Annotated in this window: 12 protein-coding genes; 1 reads left to right on the top strand and 11 read right to left on the bottom strand. The window is 71.7% G+C overall.

The features are described 5' to 3' along the window. Nucleotides 1-50 precede the first annotated feature (50 nt). From rpmA to ACIBD9_RS27545, 9 genes are all read right to left on the bottom strand, one after another. Nucleotides 51-305 (bottom strand): 50S ribosomal protein L27, encoded by a 255-nt coding sequence (gene rpmA, locus ACIBD9_RS27585; RefSeq protein ID WP_007464062.1) that lies wholly within the window; start codon nt 303-305, stop codon nt 51-53. An 11-nt stretch (nt 306-316) separates the two neighbouring features. Further along, nucleotides 317-631 (bottom strand): 50S ribosomal protein L21, encoded by a 315-nt coding sequence (gene rplU / locus ACIBD9_RS27580; RefSeq protein ID WP_007464063.1) that lies wholly within the window; start codon nt 629-631, stop codon nt 317-319. Nucleotides 632-797: 166 nt separating this feature from the next. Next, entirely contained in the window at nt 798-1,292 is a 495-nt protein-coding gene (locus ACIBD9_RS27575; RefSeq protein ID WP_396722017.1) for a hypothetical protein, read from the bottom strand. Between the two features lie 116 nt (nt 1,293-1,408). Then, on the bottom strand, nt 1,409-4,519 hold the full coding sequence (locus ACIBD9_RS27570; protein ID WP_396722015.1) for an Rne/Rng family ribonuclease: 3,111 nt from the start codon (nt 4,517-4,519) through the stop codon (nt 1,409-1,411). Nucleotides 4,520-4,650: 131 nt separating this feature from the next. Then, a complete protein-coding gene (locus ACIBD9_RS27565) occupies nt 4,651-5,463 on the bottom strand; it encodes a TIGR03936 family radical SAM-associated protein (protein ID WP_396722013.1) in 813 nt (270 codons plus the stop codon). Nucleotides 5,464-5,655: 192 nt separating this feature from the next. Further along, on the bottom strand, nt 5,656-7,086 hold the full coding sequence (mycP, locus tag ACIBD9_RS27560) for a type VII secretion-associated serine protease mycosin (RefSeq protein ID WP_396722011.1): 1,431 nt from the start codon (nt 7,084-7,086) through the stop codon (nt 5,656-5,658). 10 nt (nt 7,087-7,096) lie between these two features. After that, nucleotides 7,097-8,581: a WXG100 family type VII secretion target gene (locus ACIBD9_RS27555; RefSeq protein WP_396722010.1), complete on the bottom strand. Its 1,485-nt coding sequence runs from the start codon at nt 8,579-8,581 to the stop codon at nt 7,097-7,099. A 10-nt stretch (nt 8,582-8,591) separates the two neighbouring features. Continuing rightward, the gene (locus tag ACIBD9_RS27550) at nt 8,592-9,032 is read right to left on the bottom strand and encodes a hypothetical protein (protein ID WP_396722008.1); all 441 of its coding nucleotides are present in this window, start codon (nt 9,030-9,032) and stop codon (nt 8,592-8,594) included. A gap of 260 nt (nt 9,033-9,292) precedes the next feature. After that, the gene (locus ACIBD9_RS27545) at nt 9,293-11,290 is read right to left on the bottom strand and encodes a TIGR03960 family B12-binding radical SAM protein (RefSeq protein WP_238661667.1); all 1,998 of its coding nucleotides are present in this window, start codon (nt 11,288-11,290) and stop codon (nt 9,293-9,295) included. Nucleotides 11,291-11,397: 107 nt separating this feature from the next. On the opposite strand from ACIBD9_RS27545, the gene ACIBD9_RS27540 reads away from it, so the two are divergent. Continuing rightward, on the top strand, nt 11,398-12,606 hold the full coding sequence (locus ACIBD9_RS27540) for a hypothetical protein (RefSeq protein WP_396722006.1): 1,209 nt from the start codon (nt 11,398-11,400) through the stop codon (nt 12,604-12,606). A gap of 213 nt (nt 12,607-12,819) precedes the next feature. Here ACIBD9_RS27540 and ACIBD9_RS27535 read toward each other — a convergent pair whose 3' ends face one another. Then, nucleotides 12,820-13,509, bottom strand: coding sequence for a 1-acyl-sn-glycerol-3-phosphate acyltransferase (locus ACIBD9_RS27535; RefSeq protein ID WP_091409949.1), 690 nt, complete (start codon nt 13,507-13,509; stop codon nt 12,820-12,822). A gap of 105 nt (nt 13,510-13,614) precedes the next feature. Then, nucleotides 13,615-16,761, bottom strand: coding sequence for an isoleucine--tRNA ligase (ileS, locus tag ACIBD9_RS27530; RefSeq protein WP_396722004.1), 3,147 nt, complete (start codon nt 16,759-16,761; stop codon nt 13,615-13,617). Nucleotides 16,762-16,890 lie beyond the last annotated feature (129 nt).

Genomic DNA, 16,890 nt, shown 5'->3' with positions numbered 1-16,890 from the left:
AGGCTAAGCGGGCCGGGACCCGGAGGTCCGCGGCCCGCTTAGCCCGAGAACTACTGCTGCGGAACGATGCTGACGGTCTTGCGACCGCGCTTGGTGCCGAACAGGACCGCACCGGCCGACAGCGCGAACAGCGTGTCGTCGCCGCCACGGCCGACCAGGTCACCGGGGTGGAACTTGGTGCCACGCTGCCGGATGATGATCTCACCGGCGCTGACAACCTGACCACCGAAGCGCTTCACGCCGAGTCGCTGGGCCGCGGAGTCACGACCGTTACGCGAGCTGGACGCACCCTTTTTGTGAGCCATTGGAGGACGACCTACTTCCCGCTGGAGATGCCGGTCACCTTGACCTGGGTCAACGGCTGGCGGTGACCCTGGCGCTTGTGGTAGCCGGTCTTGTTCTTGAACTTGTGGATCCGGATCTTCGGGCCCTTGGTGTGCGCGGCGATTTCGCCGGACACCGCGACCTCGGCAAGCTTCGCCGCGTCGGTCACCAGGTCGTCACCGTCGACGAGGAGCACCGCGGTGAGCTTCACCGCGTCACCGGGGGCACCGGTGAGCTTCTCGACCTCGATCACGTCGCCCTCGGCGACCTTGTACTGCTTGCCGCCGGTCTTGACGATCGCGTACATCGGAGGCGGACTCCCTGTCGTTGAGGCTGCTGGCGGTCGTCCCCGCGGCGGCTCGCCGGGTAGCAGTGCACGGCGGCGCGGGCACACGGGAACTCGGCACACCAAAGGTGGGCCGCAGGCAAGAGTACGCCATTGCTGGCCCGGACCCCAAACCGGCCCGCCCTGGTCAGCCCGCGCAGAGCTGGTCGAGGCGCTGCTGGAGCCGGTCGAGTTCGGTCTCGTCGATCGACTCGACGTCGGCGCCGAGCGCGGAAACCTCGGTCCCGATGTCGGTGAGCAGAGTCTTGAGCTGCGGATCGTTGGTCCGCCCCGACTGCTCCCGGAGCACGGTCCGCCAGTCGGCAAGCGCCGACTCGGCCCGACCCCGGGCGGCTTCGGCCGTTCGGCTGTCCCCGGCGCCCACCGCCGCGAGCATGTGGCCCAGCTCCGCCACGTACGTCCGGACGGCGGTGGCGCTGGCCTCCTGCGCGGCGGTGCAGACCTCGGTGGCGTTGCCACCCGCCACCCCACCGCTGGCCGGCATGCCGGTCGGCCCGGACGAGGCACCAGCGGCCGACGAGCCGGCGGCCTCGGCTGCACCACCGGTGGGCCCGTCGGTGGAGCAGCCGGCCGCGCCGGAGAGCATGGTGAGCAGCGCGGTGACGACGAGCAGACGGCGCATCTTCTTCTCCTGAACTGGGACGGCCGATCGAGGGCCGGGTGGCCACAGCGGCGAGGTCCCTCCCCCGTCACATTGCCGGGAGAGGGACCTCGTCAAACACGTGGCCGGTCAGGCGCTCAGGGGCGGGTCCGCCGACGGGCGCCACCGCGACGCGACCGGCGTCGGCCGCCACCACCCTCGGTGGTCTCCTCGTCGCCCTCACCGTCGGCGAGCGCGTCCGGGTCGTCCGCCGCGGCCAGCCGAGCCGACTCACCCTGCTGAGCGTCGGAGATCGCCGGTGCGGCGGCGGTGTCCGACTCGTAGCGGGACAGGTCGTAGCCCATGGTGTCCTGGTAGTCGGTGACCGGTTCGGCGGTGGTGTCGGTGTCGACGACCTCCACGACGGCCCGCTCGGCCGGCGCGCTCTTGCGTGCCCGGCGGCGGGACGAGGTGGCAGCCGGCTCGGCCGCCGGAGCGGGAACCACCGCCGAGGCGACCGCCTTGACCTTCTCCCCCGCACCGGCGGGGCGCGGCTTCTCCGGCACCGGCTCGGTGTGGATGATGACGCCCCGGCCCTTGCAGCACTCGCAGGTCTCGCTGAACGCCTCCAGCAGGCCCGCGCCGATCCGCTTACGGGTCATCTGCACCAGGCCGAGCGACGTGATCTCGGTGACCTGGTGCTTGGTGCGGTCCCGGCCCAGGCACTCGGTGAGCCGGCGCAGCACCAGCTCACGGTTCGACTCCAGCACCATGTCGATGAAGTCGATCACCACGATGCCGCCGATGTCGCGCAACCGGAGCTGACGGACGATCTCCTCCGCCGCCTCCAGGTTGTTGCGGGTGACGGTCTCCTCCAGGTTGCCCCCGGAGCCGGTGTACTTGCCGGTGTTGACGTCGACGACGGTCATCGCCTCGGTGCGGTCGATCACCAGCGAGCCGCCGGAGGGCAGGAAGACCTTGCGGTCCAGGCCCTTGATGATCTGCTCGTCGATCCGGTACTCGGCGAAGACGTCGCTCGTGCCGACGTGCCGGCGCACCCGGTCCACCAGGTCCGGGGAGACGTGCGACAGGTACGACTCGACGATGTCGTACGACTGCTCGCCCTCGATCACCAGCTCGCGGAAGTCCTCGTTGAACAGGTCCCGGACCACCCGGATGACCAGGTCGGGCTCCCCGTAGAGCAGCGCCGGGGCGCCACCCTCGGCGGCCTTGGCCTGGATGTCCTCCCACTGCGCCTGGAGCCGCTTGACGTCACGGGCCAGTTCGTCCTCGGTGGCGCCCTCGGCAGCCGTCCGGACGATCACGCCCGCACCGTCCGGAACCAGCTTCTTGAGCACGTCCCGCAGCCGCTTGCGCTCGTTGTCCGGCAGCTTGCGGCTGATCCCGGAGGCGTTGCCGTTGGGCACGTAGACCAGGTGTCGGCCCGAGAGCGCGATGTGGCTGGTCAGCCGGGCGCCCTTGTGCCCGATCGGGTCCTTGGTGACCTGGACCAGCACCGAGTCGCCGGAGCGCAGCGCCTGCTCGATCGAGCGGGCCCGCCCCTCCAGCCCGGAGGTGTCCCAGTTGACCTCACCGGCGTACAGCACCGCGTTGCGGCCCCGGCCAACGTCGACGAACGCGGCCTCCATGCTCGGCAGCACGTTCTGCACCTTGCCCAGGTACACGTTGCCGGCCATCGTCCCGGAGGAGTTGCGGGTGACGTAGTGCTCGACCAGCACGCCGTCCTCCAGAACGGCGATCTGGGTGCGGTCACCGCGCTGGCGAACCGCCATCACCCGGTCGACGGCCTCCCGGCGCGCCAGGAACTCCGACTCGCTCAGGATCGGCGGCCGGGTACGGCGCTGCTCCCGACCGTCCCGGCGGCGCTGGCGCTTGGCCTCCAGCCGGGTCGAGCCGGACACACCCTGCACCTCGTCGACGGTCCGACGCGGCTCGCGGATCTTCACCACGGTCGGCACGCCGTCGTCGGCCGCGCCCTCGGTGTCACCGGCGCCCCGACGGCGGCGGCGGCGACGACGACGGGTCAGGCCGTCCCCGCCCTCGGACTCCTCATCCTCGTCGCCCTCGGCCTCAGCCTCGGCGGTCTCTTCCTCGTCGGCCTGCGCCGCCTCCTCGGACTCCTCGTCCTCGGCGTCGTCGGCCCCGCCCTTGCCCCGGCCCCGGCCCCGGCGACCACGCCGGCGGCGGCGGCGCGCGGCGGCGCTGTCCTCGTCGTCCTCATCCGCCTCGGCGGCCTCGTCGGCCTCCTCGGTCGGCTCCTCCTCGGCCTCGATCGCCTCGACGGGCTCCACCGGCTCCACCGGCTCCACCTCGCGGCGACCACGCCGACGACGGCGGGACGGCTCGGCGGCTTCCTCGACGGCCGGCTCCTCGGTCGCCGCAACGGGCTCCACCGGTCGGGTCACCGGCACAGCGTCCGGCTGGGGGGCCATGAACAGCACGGTGGGCGCGGAGAGCGCAGCCCGCCGACGACGGGTACGCGGCTGCTCCGGCTCGATCTCGGCCGGCTCAGCCGTCACGTTGGAGACGGCCGCACCCGGTGACACCTCGCCGGAACGCTCCTGCGCCCCGCTGCTCCAGGCCAGCTCGGCGGCGGAGGCGCTCGGGAGTGCCTCGGAGTCGTTCAGCTCGGCCTCGGCCTCACGCAGGTCGGACTCCGCCGGCTCCTCGACGACCGGCTCCTCGGCCGGCTCCTCGACGGCGGGCAGCTCGTCGGCGGCGGCCGGCTGCTCGGTGGCGGGCGGCTCCTCGACGGCAGCCGGCGTGGCCTTCTTGCGCCGGGTACGGGTCACCTTGACCGGCGGAACCACCTCGCCCGAGGCCGCCTCCGCGGAGGCGGCGACCAGCGGCTCCTCGGCGGTCGTCTCGACGGGGGTTGCCTTGCGGCGACGCCGGGGGGTCTTCGGGGCGACGTCCAGGTCACCGGAGATCGGGGCGAAGACCTCCGCCTGCGGCGACTCGACGCTGCCGGCCCCACCGGTGGACGCCTCGGCCGGGGCATCGGTCTGCTCCGGCTGGTTGAGCGGGGCAGCCCGACGACGGGTCGCCCGGGTACGCCGCACCGGCGCGGCCGGCTCGGCGGTCTCACCGGGAGCGCTCTCCGCACCGGCCGGTTCCACCGAGGCCGAACCGACCGCGGTGGTGGAGGTCTCGACGGCGGCGCCGTCGGCCGTGGTGCTCTGGTCGGCGGTCTCGCTGGCCGGCTGTGAACCGGTCCGTTCGCCGCCCTCGGGCTCGTTCTCGAGCATGGACGTTCTCCAGTTCTGGCTAGCCCGGGCGCGGGTGAGCGCTGCCACGCAGGGTCGCCGCAAAAGTGTTTCCGCCGGGCGCGCGTGGTGCGCGACCGCCGAAGTCTGCCTGCCAGAACACCGACCGTCGGTCAGTGCCCAACGATGGCTGCCCCGTCGCGGTCCGCATCCAACGGATCCACGATCGCACCCTGCGCGGTCAACGTGCCCTGAGCCAGCCGGGTCACCCTCGGCGAAACCGGCGGCTCCAGGTCGGCCACCACGCGGAGGCCGGAAAGGACGTCATCGGGCCGTACGGACGGGGTGACCTGCCGCACGACCAGTTCGAGTATCGCACACGGTACGGCCGGCGCCCCGGAAGGCGTCGGCGTAGGCGGTAGGACATCGATCGACATCACGGCGGCACGAGCGTCGAAAGTGCGTCGACCCTGCTTGGTCATCCGCTCGACCAGCACCTCCTCGGCCGCGACGAAGGCGTCCACCGCGGCGCGCAGCACCGCTGTGTCGACCTCGGGCAACTCGATGTGCCAGTGCGACGCCTCGATCCGGTCCGGCAGGTTGCCGCCCTCGGCGATCACGGCGTCCAGGACGTCCAGCCCCGGCGAGAGCGCGGCGTCCAACGCGGCGCGTAGCGCCTCCGGGTCCACCTCGGCCTGAAGGGCGATTTCCAGGTACTCCGCCTCGCTCGCCACCCCGGTGGGCGCGGCGCTGGCGTAGGAGATCTTCGGGTGCGGGTGGAAACCCTGGGAGAAGGCGACCGGCACAGCGGCCCGGCGTAGCGCGCGCTCGAACGCCCGGGCGAAGTCCCGGTGCGAGGTGAATCGCAGCGGCCCGCGCTTGGCGTACCGGATGCGGACGCGCTGGACGACCGGTGCCTGGCCGCCCTCGGGTTGAGGCTTTCTGGCGATCGTGGGCTCCTCGGGTGTACCTGCGTGTCCGCCCATCCTGGCGCAGGGCTCGTGACGGTACGCAGCCGGGGCGGTCGAATGGCCCCGGCAGACGGGTACAAACCGGTCGTCAGGGCCACGACCACCGCGTCGGTGGCGGCCCACAGGCCCTCCAGCCGGCCGTCGCGAAAAGCCGATGGCCGGCCGATGACCCGGAGGTCACCAGCCGGCCACCATGATCGAGACCGGTTACCGCTCTCTCGGCGGGGCGGGCGGCGCCCCACCCGGCGGGCCGTAACCGGGCGGCGGGCCGTAACCGGAGGGCGCGCCACCGGAGGGCGGGCCGTAATTGGAAGGGGGGCCGTAACCGGAGGGCGGGCCACCGGAGGGCGGGCCGTAACCGGGCGGCGGCGGGTAGCCGGGAGGCGGGGCGTAAGCGGCGTCCGGCGACGGGTACGTGCCGGCGGCCGCTCGGTCGAGCACCTCGTCCGGGATGTCGGCGGCCCGGGCCGCCTCCCGCCGGTACCGACGGCGGTTCCAGATGAGGAACACCGCCAGCCCCAGCAGCAACACCAGTACCACGGCGATGCCGATGCCCACCACCATGACCTGCTGGTCGGTCGGACCACCGCGATCGCCGTGCTGGGTGACGTCGAACTCCTCGTCCGCGCCACCGGTGCGGGCCGGGCCCGGGTCGGTCGCCGCGGCCGGATCGAGCAGCGGGTTGGCGGAGACCGGCGGCACGTTCGCGGTCAGCGCCCGCATCGGGTCGATCACCCCGAAGCCGTACTGCGGGTCCCGGCCGGACGGGCCCGCATCCCGGGCGGTCCGGATGATCCGGTTGATCACGTTGGGAGCGCTGAGGTCCGGATACTTCGATCGGATCAGCGCGGCGAGACCGGAGACGATCGCGGTGGAGTCGGAGGTTCCGTCGCCCCAGCCGTAGCCCGCCTCGTTGAGGACGTTGTAGATGCCGTCGCCCGGAGCGGCGACCACCGCTTCCGGCCCCTGGACGGAGCCGGACCAGAACGCGCCACCCCGGGTCGTCCCGGTCACCGCGATCACACCCGGGGTGTTGGCAGGGCTGTCCACGGCGACGCTGCCCCTGGCGGTGTTGCCGGCAGCGGCCACCACGACGACGTCACGGTCCAACGCGTACTTGATCGCGTCCTGCTCCACCGGGTTGGCGAGGCCCGGCCCCCCGATGGACATGTTGATCACCTTGGCGCCGCCGTCGACGGCCATCCGGATGCCCCGGGCAACCCCGGTGTCGCTGTAGGCCCCGCCGTCCTTGCGCATCTTGATGGGCAGGATCTTCACACCGGGGGCGACGCCGGCCACCCCGTCGCTGCTGGGTTTCGCCGCGATGATGCCGGCCATGTGCGTGCCGTGCCCGTCGTCGTCGGACCGACCGTCTCCGGAGGTGCCATAGCTGCGACCACCGGCGAGCACCTGACCGCGCAGGTCCGGATGGCTGGCCTCGACGCCACTGTCGATGACAGCCACGACCACGCCCCGCCCGGTCGAGATCTCGTGCGCCTGCTCGATCCGGAGCTCGTCCAGATACCACTGCTCGGCGCGTCGGGGCGCGGCGGCCGCCGGCTGGGCGGCCCCCACCACCAGGAACCCCGCCAGCAGGCAGGCGACCACCGGCCGGAGGCTTCCGACGTTCACCCTCATGCGTCCGTCCTCATCGAAGGATGCCCGGGGACGCCCCGTCACCAGGGCCCCACGGATCGTCGTCCTCAGTCAACCACGACGAGTGCTCGGAGCCGGTGTTACCACCACCGTGCCCGGCGCCACCGGCGCCGCCCATCATGCCGCCGCCCATCATTCCGGCGCCGCCGACGCCGGCACCACGCGCGCCGCCCGCCATCCCGGCGCCGCCGGCGCCAGCGGCGGTGCGCAGCGCGTTCGCCGCGCTCGTCATCGGCGGCAGCTTTCCGTTGCCGCCGCCCACCATGCCGGGGATGCCGCCCACGCCGATGCCGCCGCCCGCGCCCAGGCCACCGCCGGCGCCGATCCCGCCGGCCGAGCCGACGCCGGCCCCGCCGCCGAAACCACCGCCAGCGCCACCGAGGCCTGCGCTGCCGACCCCGCCGCCGCCGATGCCTCCACCAAGACCGCCGACGCCACTCGGGCTGGCGCCAGCCAGGCCGCTGCTGTAGCCGGCGTCGTCGTCCGGGTAACCCGGGTAGCTGGAGCCCGTCGACGGGGGCGTGAACTGATCGGTGCCGCCGGAGGGCGAGCCATCGCCGATCCCACCGGGCTTGGTCGGGGAGAACGGGTCGACGGTGGACGTCGGACCGCCCGTGTCGCCGATGCCCGGCGGCCGACTGCCGATCGTGGGGCCGCCACCACCGATGTCGGGCTTCCCGCCGAAATCGCCCCCACCGGTGTCGGGCCGCCCCGTCGGCGGGACCCGGGGGTCCCGTTCGATGTCGTTGGAGCCCTCGGTGCCATCCGGCCGGTTCACGGTGAGCTTGGGACGCTCGGTGTAGACCGCCTGGGGCAGCGGCGCCATCGCGGTGTTGGCGGCCTGCTGGTTGTCCCGGTACCAGTTGTCCAGGTGGGCCTTGGTGTCCCACCAGCCGCCCCGCTTGTTGTCGCCGGCCTGGCCGTCGACCTTCATGGTCGCCTCCAGGTCGTCGGCCTTGTCGCGGAACGCGCCGTCGGCGTACGAGCCGGGGTTGCTCTGGTAGTCCTTGCGCAGCGCGGCGAGGAAACCCGACGAACTCTCGCCGTCGCGGGCATCGTCGAGCTCGGTGCCGTTGGGCAGGCTCCACTCGTTGAACCCGAAGTCGTCCATCAGTGGGATCGGGATCGTGGAGACCGACTTGCGGATGTCGCCCTCGATCCGCGTCAACGCGCCGCTGACGTTTGTCGCGTCGGTGATCAGATCCTCGATCTGCTTGCCGATCTTGCCCAGGTGCTCGCGGTACGCGTCACCACCGCTGCCCTTCCAACCGGCGAGCATCCCGGGCAGGCCGCCGACGTGCGGGCGCTCCTGCCCCGTCGCGATCGGGCCGACGAACGATCGACCGACGAGCGCGTCCCGCAGCTGTTGCAGGCCACTGGAGAGATTGCTCCAGCCCGCTCCGACCGATCCGACCGTCTCCGGGTCCGCGGAGAGCGTCACCTCGCGGACGCACCGCTCCCAGGTTCCTCCAGCCATGACGTCCCCCTCAGGCCGTGTACGGGTAGGTGGGTGCGCCGCTGGCAGTGGGCGGCGGCGCCGCAGACTCCAGCAGCCGCTCGATCTCCTTGCCGTTGGCGCCGTTACGCGCCTCGGTGTCGCGGAACGCCTTGGCGATCTCCTCGGTGCCCTCCTTGAGCGCGGCGAGCTTCTGGGAGAGCGTCGTGAGGTGCGCTTCCATGTTCACCGTTGACGTCTCCAGGGCCCGCCACTGCATGCGGGCGTCCTCGTACGCGCCGAAGGGCGTGCCGTTGGGAACGGTCTGGGCGTTGTTGCTGTCGCCCTTCATCCGCTCCTTGATGCGTTCCATCTCGTACTTGAGGGTGTCGTCGATGTACTGCCTGAGCCGCTCGACGTACGTGGCGGCGGCGTCCAGGTCTTCGACGCTGACGTGCAGGTCGCCGATGCTCGGCGGCGGGATGTTCCCCATGCGCTTCCTCCCCCGTCCCCGACCCGCCGGGTCGGTCCATGTCAGACGCAGCGTATCGAGTCTGACCTAGTCGGGGCAGCCCCAGCCACCACCGCCTGGTACAGATGGCGGCCGATCTCGGGGAACGTCCGGTGCGGGCCCACCGCGCGGCCAGGCCTGAACAGCGCAACGGGCCCGCGAGACGCGGACCCGTTGGGCGACATGTCGGATGTGGAGGGTGGTGGGGCACCACCAGCCGGCGCTGCGCGAAGGCAGCCCGGTCAGGGGTGGGAGTGGCCGCCCGAGGGGACCTTCATGCCGTTGCCGCCCAGCGGGGTGAGCGGCAGCAGCTTCTTGCCGGTGGGGCCGATCTGGATCTCGGTGTCCATGGATGGGCAGACGCCACAGTCGAAGCAGGGCGTCCACCGGCAGTCGTCCTGCTCGAACTCGCTGAACGAGTCCTGCCAGTCCTGCCAGAGCCAGTCCTTGTCCAGGCCCGAGTCGAGGTGGTCCCAGGGCAGGACCTCCAGCTCGTCGCGCTGACGGGTGGTGTACCAGTCGAGGTCCACCCCGAACGCGGGCAGCGTCTCGGCCGCCGCGTCCACCCAGCGCTGGTACGAGAAGTGCTCGCTCCACCCGTCGAACCGGCCGCCGTTCTCCCAGACCTTGCGGATGACCGAGCCGACCCGGCGGTCACCCCGGGAGAGCAGCCCTTCGATGAGCGACGGCTCGCCGTCGTGGTAGCGGTAGCCGATGGCCCGACCCAGCGAGCGGTCCGCGTTGATGGCCTGCTTGAGGATCTTCAGCCGATGGTCGATGACCTCCGGACGATCCATCGCGGCCCACTGGAACGGGGTGTGCGGCTTCGGCACGAACCCGCCGATGGAGACCGTGCAGCGGATGTCCTTGGAGCCGGTCGCGGCCCGGCCGGCCCGGATCACCTCGTGCGCCATCTCGGCGATCTCGAGGACGTCCTCGTCGGTCTCGGTGGGCAGGCCGCACATGAAGTAGAGCTTCACCTGCCGCCACCCGTTGGTGTACGCGGTGACGACCGTACGGATCAGGTCTTCCTTCGACACCATCTTGTTGATGACCTTGCGGATCCGCTCCGACCCGCCCTCCGGGGCGAAGGTCAGACCGGTACGCCGCCCGTTGCGGGACAGCTCCTGCGCGAGGTCGATGTTGAAGGCGTCCACCCGGGTCGACGGCAGCGACAGCGAGACGTTCGTGCCCTCGTACTGCTGGGCGAGGCCCGAGCACATGTCGCCGATCTCGGAGTGGTCCGCCGAGGAGAGCGACAGCAGACCGACCTCGGAGAAGCCGGAGAACTCCAGACCCTCGCGGACCATCTGCGCGACCGTGGTGATCGACCGCTCCCGCACCGGTCGGGTGATCATCCCGGCCTGGCAGAACCGGCAACCACGGGTGCAGCCCCGGAAGATCTCCACGGCGTACCGCTCGTGCACCGTCTCGGCCAGCGGAACGAGGGGCTTCTTCGGGTACGGCCAGGCGTCCAGGTCCATCGTCGTGCGCTTGTGCACCCGGAACGGCACGTCCGCCCGGTTCGGCACGACCCGCTGGATCCGGCCGTCCGGCAGGTAGTCGACGTCGTAGAAGCGCGGCACGTAGACGCTCTCGGTGCGGGCCAGCCGCAGCAGCAGCTCGTCGCGGCCGCCCGGCGAGCCCTCGGCCTTCCACTCCCGGACGATCGCGGTGATCTCCAGGACCGCCTCCTCGCCGTCACCGAGCACCGCGGCGTCGATGAAGTCGGCGATCGGCTCCGGGTTGAACGCGGCGTGCCCGCCGGCCACGATCACCGGGTCGGCGTCGGTGCGGTCGGCGGCCAGCATCGGGATGCCGGCCAGGTCGATCGCGGTGAGCATGTTGGTGTAACCCAGCTCGGTGGAGAAGGAGATGCCGAACAGGTCGAACCCGCGCACCGCCCGGTGCGCGTCGACGGTGAACTGCGGCACGCCGTGCGTGCGCATCAGCGTCTCCAGGTCCGGCCAGACCGCGTACGTCCGCTCGGCGAGCGTGTCGGGCAGCTCGTTGAGCACCTCGTAGAGGATCTGCACGCCCTGGTTGGGCAGGCCCACCTCGTACGCGTCGGGATACATCAGCGCCCAGCGCACGGTCGCCGAGTCCCAGTCCTTCGTCACCGCACCCAACTCGCCCCCCACGTACTGGATGGGCTTGGAGACCTGGGGTAGCAGCGGCTCGAGCTGGGACCACACGGAGTTGGTCGCGGCCGCGCGCGGCGTCGTGGACGGGGCACTCATGATGCCCAAGGGTACGCGTTCGTCCGGCGGCGATCGCGCGCACGCCCGATCGGCGGTGGTGGCGGCGCGGTACTAACCTCGGATCGGCGCGAGAGGAGATTGCCGCGATGCCGGAGCCCCAGCCGGGAGCACGGCCGGCCGACGGGAGCACCCCGGGCGCGGAGCCGGAGCGGGACCGGGCGGTCGCCGACGAGCCGACCTCCCCACCCGTACCCCCGGACCAGCCGGACCCCTCGGACCAGCCCGACCCACCGGACGAGCCGGAACCCGCCGCGACCGCGGAGGTCCCGGCGCCGAGGTGGAGCGGTTCGGCCCCGGTGCCGCCGCCGCTGCCCCGCCGGTCCGCCTGGGGCGAGTCGGCCGAGCCGACCCCTCCCCCGCCGGTCTCCGTCGGGCCGCCGGAGCACCAGACGCCGGTCGACCCGTGGGCTGGCGTGGACACCGGCGGCTGGGACCTGCCCTCCGCCGAACTGCCCCCGCTGCCGCCGACGATGCCGTACCCAACGCCGCCGGCCACCCGGCAGTGGTCCGGGCCGCCCGCTCCCCCGGCCGGGTCGCACCCGGTGCCGCCGCCGGCTGCCCCGAGCGCACCGCGGGCCATCGGACCCGTGCCACCGGCCCGACCGATGTCGCCACCCGCGCCGACGAAGGTGCCGAAGGTGCCGAAGCAGCGCCGGGGCCGGCGGTCCAGCGCGCCACCGCCGGCACCGCCGACGCCGCCCGGATGGCAGGCCCCCAAGGGGTACGTGCCGGTCCCGGTCCGCCGGCGACGCCGCTGGCCGTGGCTGCTGCTGCTCACGCTTGCCTGCTGCTGTGGCTGCCCCGCCTACTACGGGTTCCCGATCTCGGCCCAGTACCCGGCGCGCGCGGCACTGCCCGCCCAGGTGGACGACCTCAGCCTGCGGCAGGACACCCGGAGCACGGAGACCGCCCGGACGTTGGAGAGCGAGGTACGCAAGGAGCACTGGCTGGCCGAGGACACGTTCGCCGGCGTCTACGCCACGACGAGCGGCAAGCGGGTGACCGTCTTCGGTGGCACCGGTTTCCGGCTGAGTCCGGAGTCGGACGCGGAGGCCGAGATCAGCCGGCTCACCGAGCGGTACGCGCTGGACGCCCCGGAGAGCGTGGACACCGGTGTGCGGGGCAGGCACGAACGGTGCGCGGTGGGCAGCGCCGACGGCAGTGACGTGGTGGTCTGCACGTCGGTCGACCACGGCAGCATCGCCACCGGCGTGTTCACCCGACTCTCCGTCGCCGACAGTGCCGAACTGCTGGCCACCCTGCGCGCCCAGATCGTCCAGCCCGAGCGGGGCTGAGCCGCCCGCCGGGCCGTCGGCCGGCGCGGTGCGCGCACTGGCGGCGGCAGTCGTGACGCAGCGTCACATCGCGCCGAGCGGACGCAGCAGAAGGCGGTATGCCTCTGAGTCATATTTATGACTCAGAGGCATACCGCCTTTGAGAGCGAGTGCTTCTCGACCGGGGCTCGCGGGCCGAGAGACCGGGCCGCAGGCCAGCATGCGCCCGTCGGGTCAGGCGTCGCGGGTCGGGTCCGGGTGGGCGCGCGGCGGGGCGTAGCGGGGCACGTACTCCTGGCCGGTGAGTTTCTGGATCTCGCTCATCAGCTCGTCGGTCATCTGCCGCAGTGAGGTGCGGTCGTCCGGTCGGCCGGTGAAGTCCAGCGGCTTGCCGAATCGAACCGTGATCTTGGCAGTGCCCGGCCGGGGCACCCGGGCACCGATCGGCTGCGCCTTGTCCGTGCCGATCATGCCGACCGGAATGATCGGCACGCCGGCCGAGATCGCCAGCCGCGCCGCGCCGGTCCGCCCACGGTAGAGCTTGCCGTCCGGCGAGCGGGTGCCCTCCGGGTAGACCACCACCAGGTCACCGCCCTTGAGCGCCGGGATCGCCGCGTCGAACGCGGACAGCGCCGCCCGGCCACCGGCCCGCTCGACCGGGATCGCGCCCAGGCCGGTGAGGACGAACTTGGAGATCGCACCCTTCACGCCGGTGCCCTTGAAATATTCCGACTTGGCCCAGAACGCCAGGTGCCGGGGCACGACCGTGCCGAGGAACAGTTCGTCGGCCACCGAGAGGTGATTGCCGGCGAAGACCGCGCCACCGATCTCCGGCACGTGTTCCAGCCCCTCCACGGTCGGGCGGAACGCCAACCGCAGCGTGGGCGCCACGGTGAGCTTGCCGATGGTGTAGAGCAGGGGCACTGGTCCTCCGGCAGATCAGGTGCGAACAGGCGGTGTCACGGTAGCGGACGCCTCCACACCTCCCGGACGGAGGTGGTGAGGCGTCCGCACCCTGGCGATGGTCCGTTATACCCGGCGGACGACCACCGTTACCCGCTCACCGTCGCCGACCTCGCCAGCGAAGCCGTCCAGACCCTCGGCGAAGTCCACCGAGTCGGCCAGCACCTCCGCGGAGACGAAGTCGACGTACGCGGCCACCGCCGCGCGTACCTCGTCGGACGCCGACACCGACACCACGATCCGGTCCGAGACGTCCAGGTCGGCGTCCCGGCGGGCCTGCTGCACCACCCGCACCACGTCGCGGGCCAGCCCCTCGGCGGCCAACTCCGGGGTGACGTCGGTGTCCAGCACCACCACGCCCTCGCCGCCGGGCAGCGGCGCGGAGTGCTCGGCGTCGGCGGCGACCAGGCGCAGCTCGTACTCACCCTCGGCGAGGGTGACGCCGGCGGCCACCGGGGCGCCGTCGACCAACTCCCAGTCGCCCGCCTTGACCGCCTTGATCACCTGCTGTACCTGCTTGCCGACCCGCGGGCCGAGCGCCCGGGGCACCACAGTCAACACCTGCTCGCAGTACGCGGACAGCTCCGCGCTGAACTCCACCGCCTTCACGTTGACCTCGTCGGCGACCAGGTCGGCGAACGGTCGCAACTGCTCCGCCACCGGCGAGGCCACGGTGAGCTTCGACAGCGGCAGTCGTACCCGCAGCCCCTTGGCCTTGCGCAGCGACAGCGCCGCCGAGGCGACCGCCCGCACGTTGTCCATCGCGGCGACCAGGTCGTGGTCGGCCGGGAACTCGCTCGCCTCCGGCCAGTCGGTCAGGTGCACCGACCGCTCCCCGGTCAGCCCGCGCCAGATCTCCTCCGCGGTCAGCGGCGCGAGCGGCGCCACCACCCGGCAGAGCGTCTCCAGCACCGTCGACAGGGTGTCGAAGGCGTTGGCGTCACCGGACCAGAACCGGTCCCGGGACCGGCGCACGTACCAGTTGGTCAACGCGTCCAGGTAGGACCGGACGGTGACGCAGGCACCGGAGATGTCGTACGCGTCCATCTGCGCGCCGACCGTCGACACCAGCTCGTTCGTCTTCGCCAGCACGTACCGGTCGAGCAGGTGGGTGGAGTCGGTGCGCCGCCGCGCCTGGTACCCGTCGGCGTTGGCGTAGAGCGTGAAGAAGTACCACACGTTCCACAGCGGCAGCAGCACCTGCCGGACGGCGTCGCGGATGCCCGCCTCGGTGACCGCCATGTCCCCACCGCGCAGCACCGGCGAGGACATCAGCATCCAGCGCATCGCGTCCGAGCCGTACGAGTCGAAGACGTGGTAGACGTCCGGGTAGTTGCGCAGGCTCTTGGACATCTTGCGCCCGTCCGAGCCGAGCAGGATGCCGTGGCTCAGGCAGTTGCGGAACGCCGGCCGGTCGAACAGCGCGGTGGCCAGCACGTGCATCGTGTAGAACCAGCCGCGGGTCTGCCCGATGTACTCGACGATGAAGTCACCCGGGTAGTGGTGCTCGAACCAGTCCGCGTTCTCGAACGGGTAGTGCACCTGGGCGAACGGCATCGACCCGGACTCGAACCAGCAGTCCAGCACCTCCGGCACCCGACGCATCATCGACTGACCGGTCGGGTCGTCCGGGTTGGGGCGGACCAGATCGTCCACCGCCGGCCGGTGCAGGTCGGTCAGGCGTACGCCGAAGTCCCGCTCGATGTCGGCGAGCGAGCCGTAGACGTCCAGGCGCGGGTAGTTCGGGTCGTCGGACTTCCACGCCGGGATGGGCGAGCCCCAGAACCGGTTGCGGCTGATCGACCAGTCCCGGGCGTTGGCCAGCCACTTGCCGAACGAGCCGTCCTTGATGTGGCCGGGCGTCCAGTTGATCTCCTGGTTCAGCTCGACCATCCGGTCCCGGAACTGGGTCACCGCGACGAACCACGACGACACCGCCTTGTAGACGAGCGGGGTGTCGCAGCGCCAGCAGTGCGGGTAGGAGTGGGTGTAGGTGTCCTGCTTGAGCACCACCCCCCGGTCCTTCAGCTCCCGGATCACCGGCTTGTTGACGTCGAAGACCTGCTCACCCTGGTACGGCGGGACCAGCGCGGTGAACCGGGTGTGGTCGTCCACCGTGACGATGGTGGGGATGCCTGCGGCGTTGCAGACGTTCTGGTCGTCCTCACCGAACGCCGGTGCCAGGTGCACGATCCCGGTGCCGTCCTCGGTGGTGACGAACTCCGCGCCGAGCACCTGGTAGGCGTTCTCCCCGGCCTGCTCGACGAGGAAGTCGAACAGCGGCGTGTAGCGGCGCCCGACCAGGTCCCGGCCGTACACCGTGCCGACCTGCTCGTAGCCGTCCAGTTCCTTGGCGTACGCGGCCAGCCGCGCCGCCCCCACCAGGTAGCGGTCCCCGTCGCGCTCCAGCACCGCGTACTCGATGTCGGGGCCGACGGCGAGCGCCAGGTTCGACGGCAGGGTCCACGGCGTGGTGGTCCAGACGCCCAGCTTGACCGGCCCACGCACCAGCTCCGGGGCGGACTCGTCGGCGGTCAGGCCGAACCACACCGACAGGGTGGGGTCGTGCCGGTCCCGGTAGACGTCGTCCATCCGGGTCTCGGTGTTCGACAGCGGCGTCTCGCAGCGCCAGCAGTACGCCAGGACCCGGAAGCCCTCGTAGATCAGACCCTTGTCGTGCAGGGTCTTGAAGGCCCACATGACGCTTTCCATGTAGTCCAGGTCGAGGGTCTTGTAGTCGTTGTCGAAGTCGACCCAGCGGGCCTGCCGGTTGATGTACCGCTCCCAGTCCTGGGTGAACTCCAGCACCGAGGTACGGCAGGCCTCGTTGAACCGGGCCACGCCCAGGTCGATGATCTCCGCCTTGCTGGTGATGCCGAGCTGCTTCTCGGCCACCACCTCGGCGGGCAGGCCGTGGCAGTCCCAGCCGAAGCGCCGCTCGACGTGCCGGCCGCGCATGGTCTGGTAACGCGGCACGACGTCCTTGACGTAGCCGGTGAAGAGGTGACCGTAATGCGGCAGGCCGTTGGCGAAGGGCGGGCCGTCGTAGAAGACGTACTCGTTCTTGCCGTCGGTGCCGGCGGGACGGGCCTCGATGCTGGCCTCGAAGGTCTTGTCGGCCGTCCAGTGCTCCAGCACCCGGCGCTCGACCGCGGGCAGGTCCGGGCTCGCCGGTACACCGGCGGCGGTCGGGTCGTGCAACGGATAGGCCATCGGGGGTCGCTCTCCTCATGCAGCTCACTCAACGTGGGTCTGCGAGGACGAACCTTCCGGGTACGCCTGAAACGGCGCTCCCGGGTGGCCCGCGGTACCACCCCGCTTGACGGTCAGGATCGACCGCCC

Source organism: Micromonospora sp. NPDC050784, from assembly GCF_044456765.1.
Classification (GTDB): Bacteria; Actinomycetota; Actinomycetes; order Mycobacteriales; family Micromonosporaceae; genus Micromonospora; species Micromonospora foliorum.
Note: the sequence above shows the minus strand (reverse complement) of the source record. Positions and strands in the feature narration are given on the sequence as shown.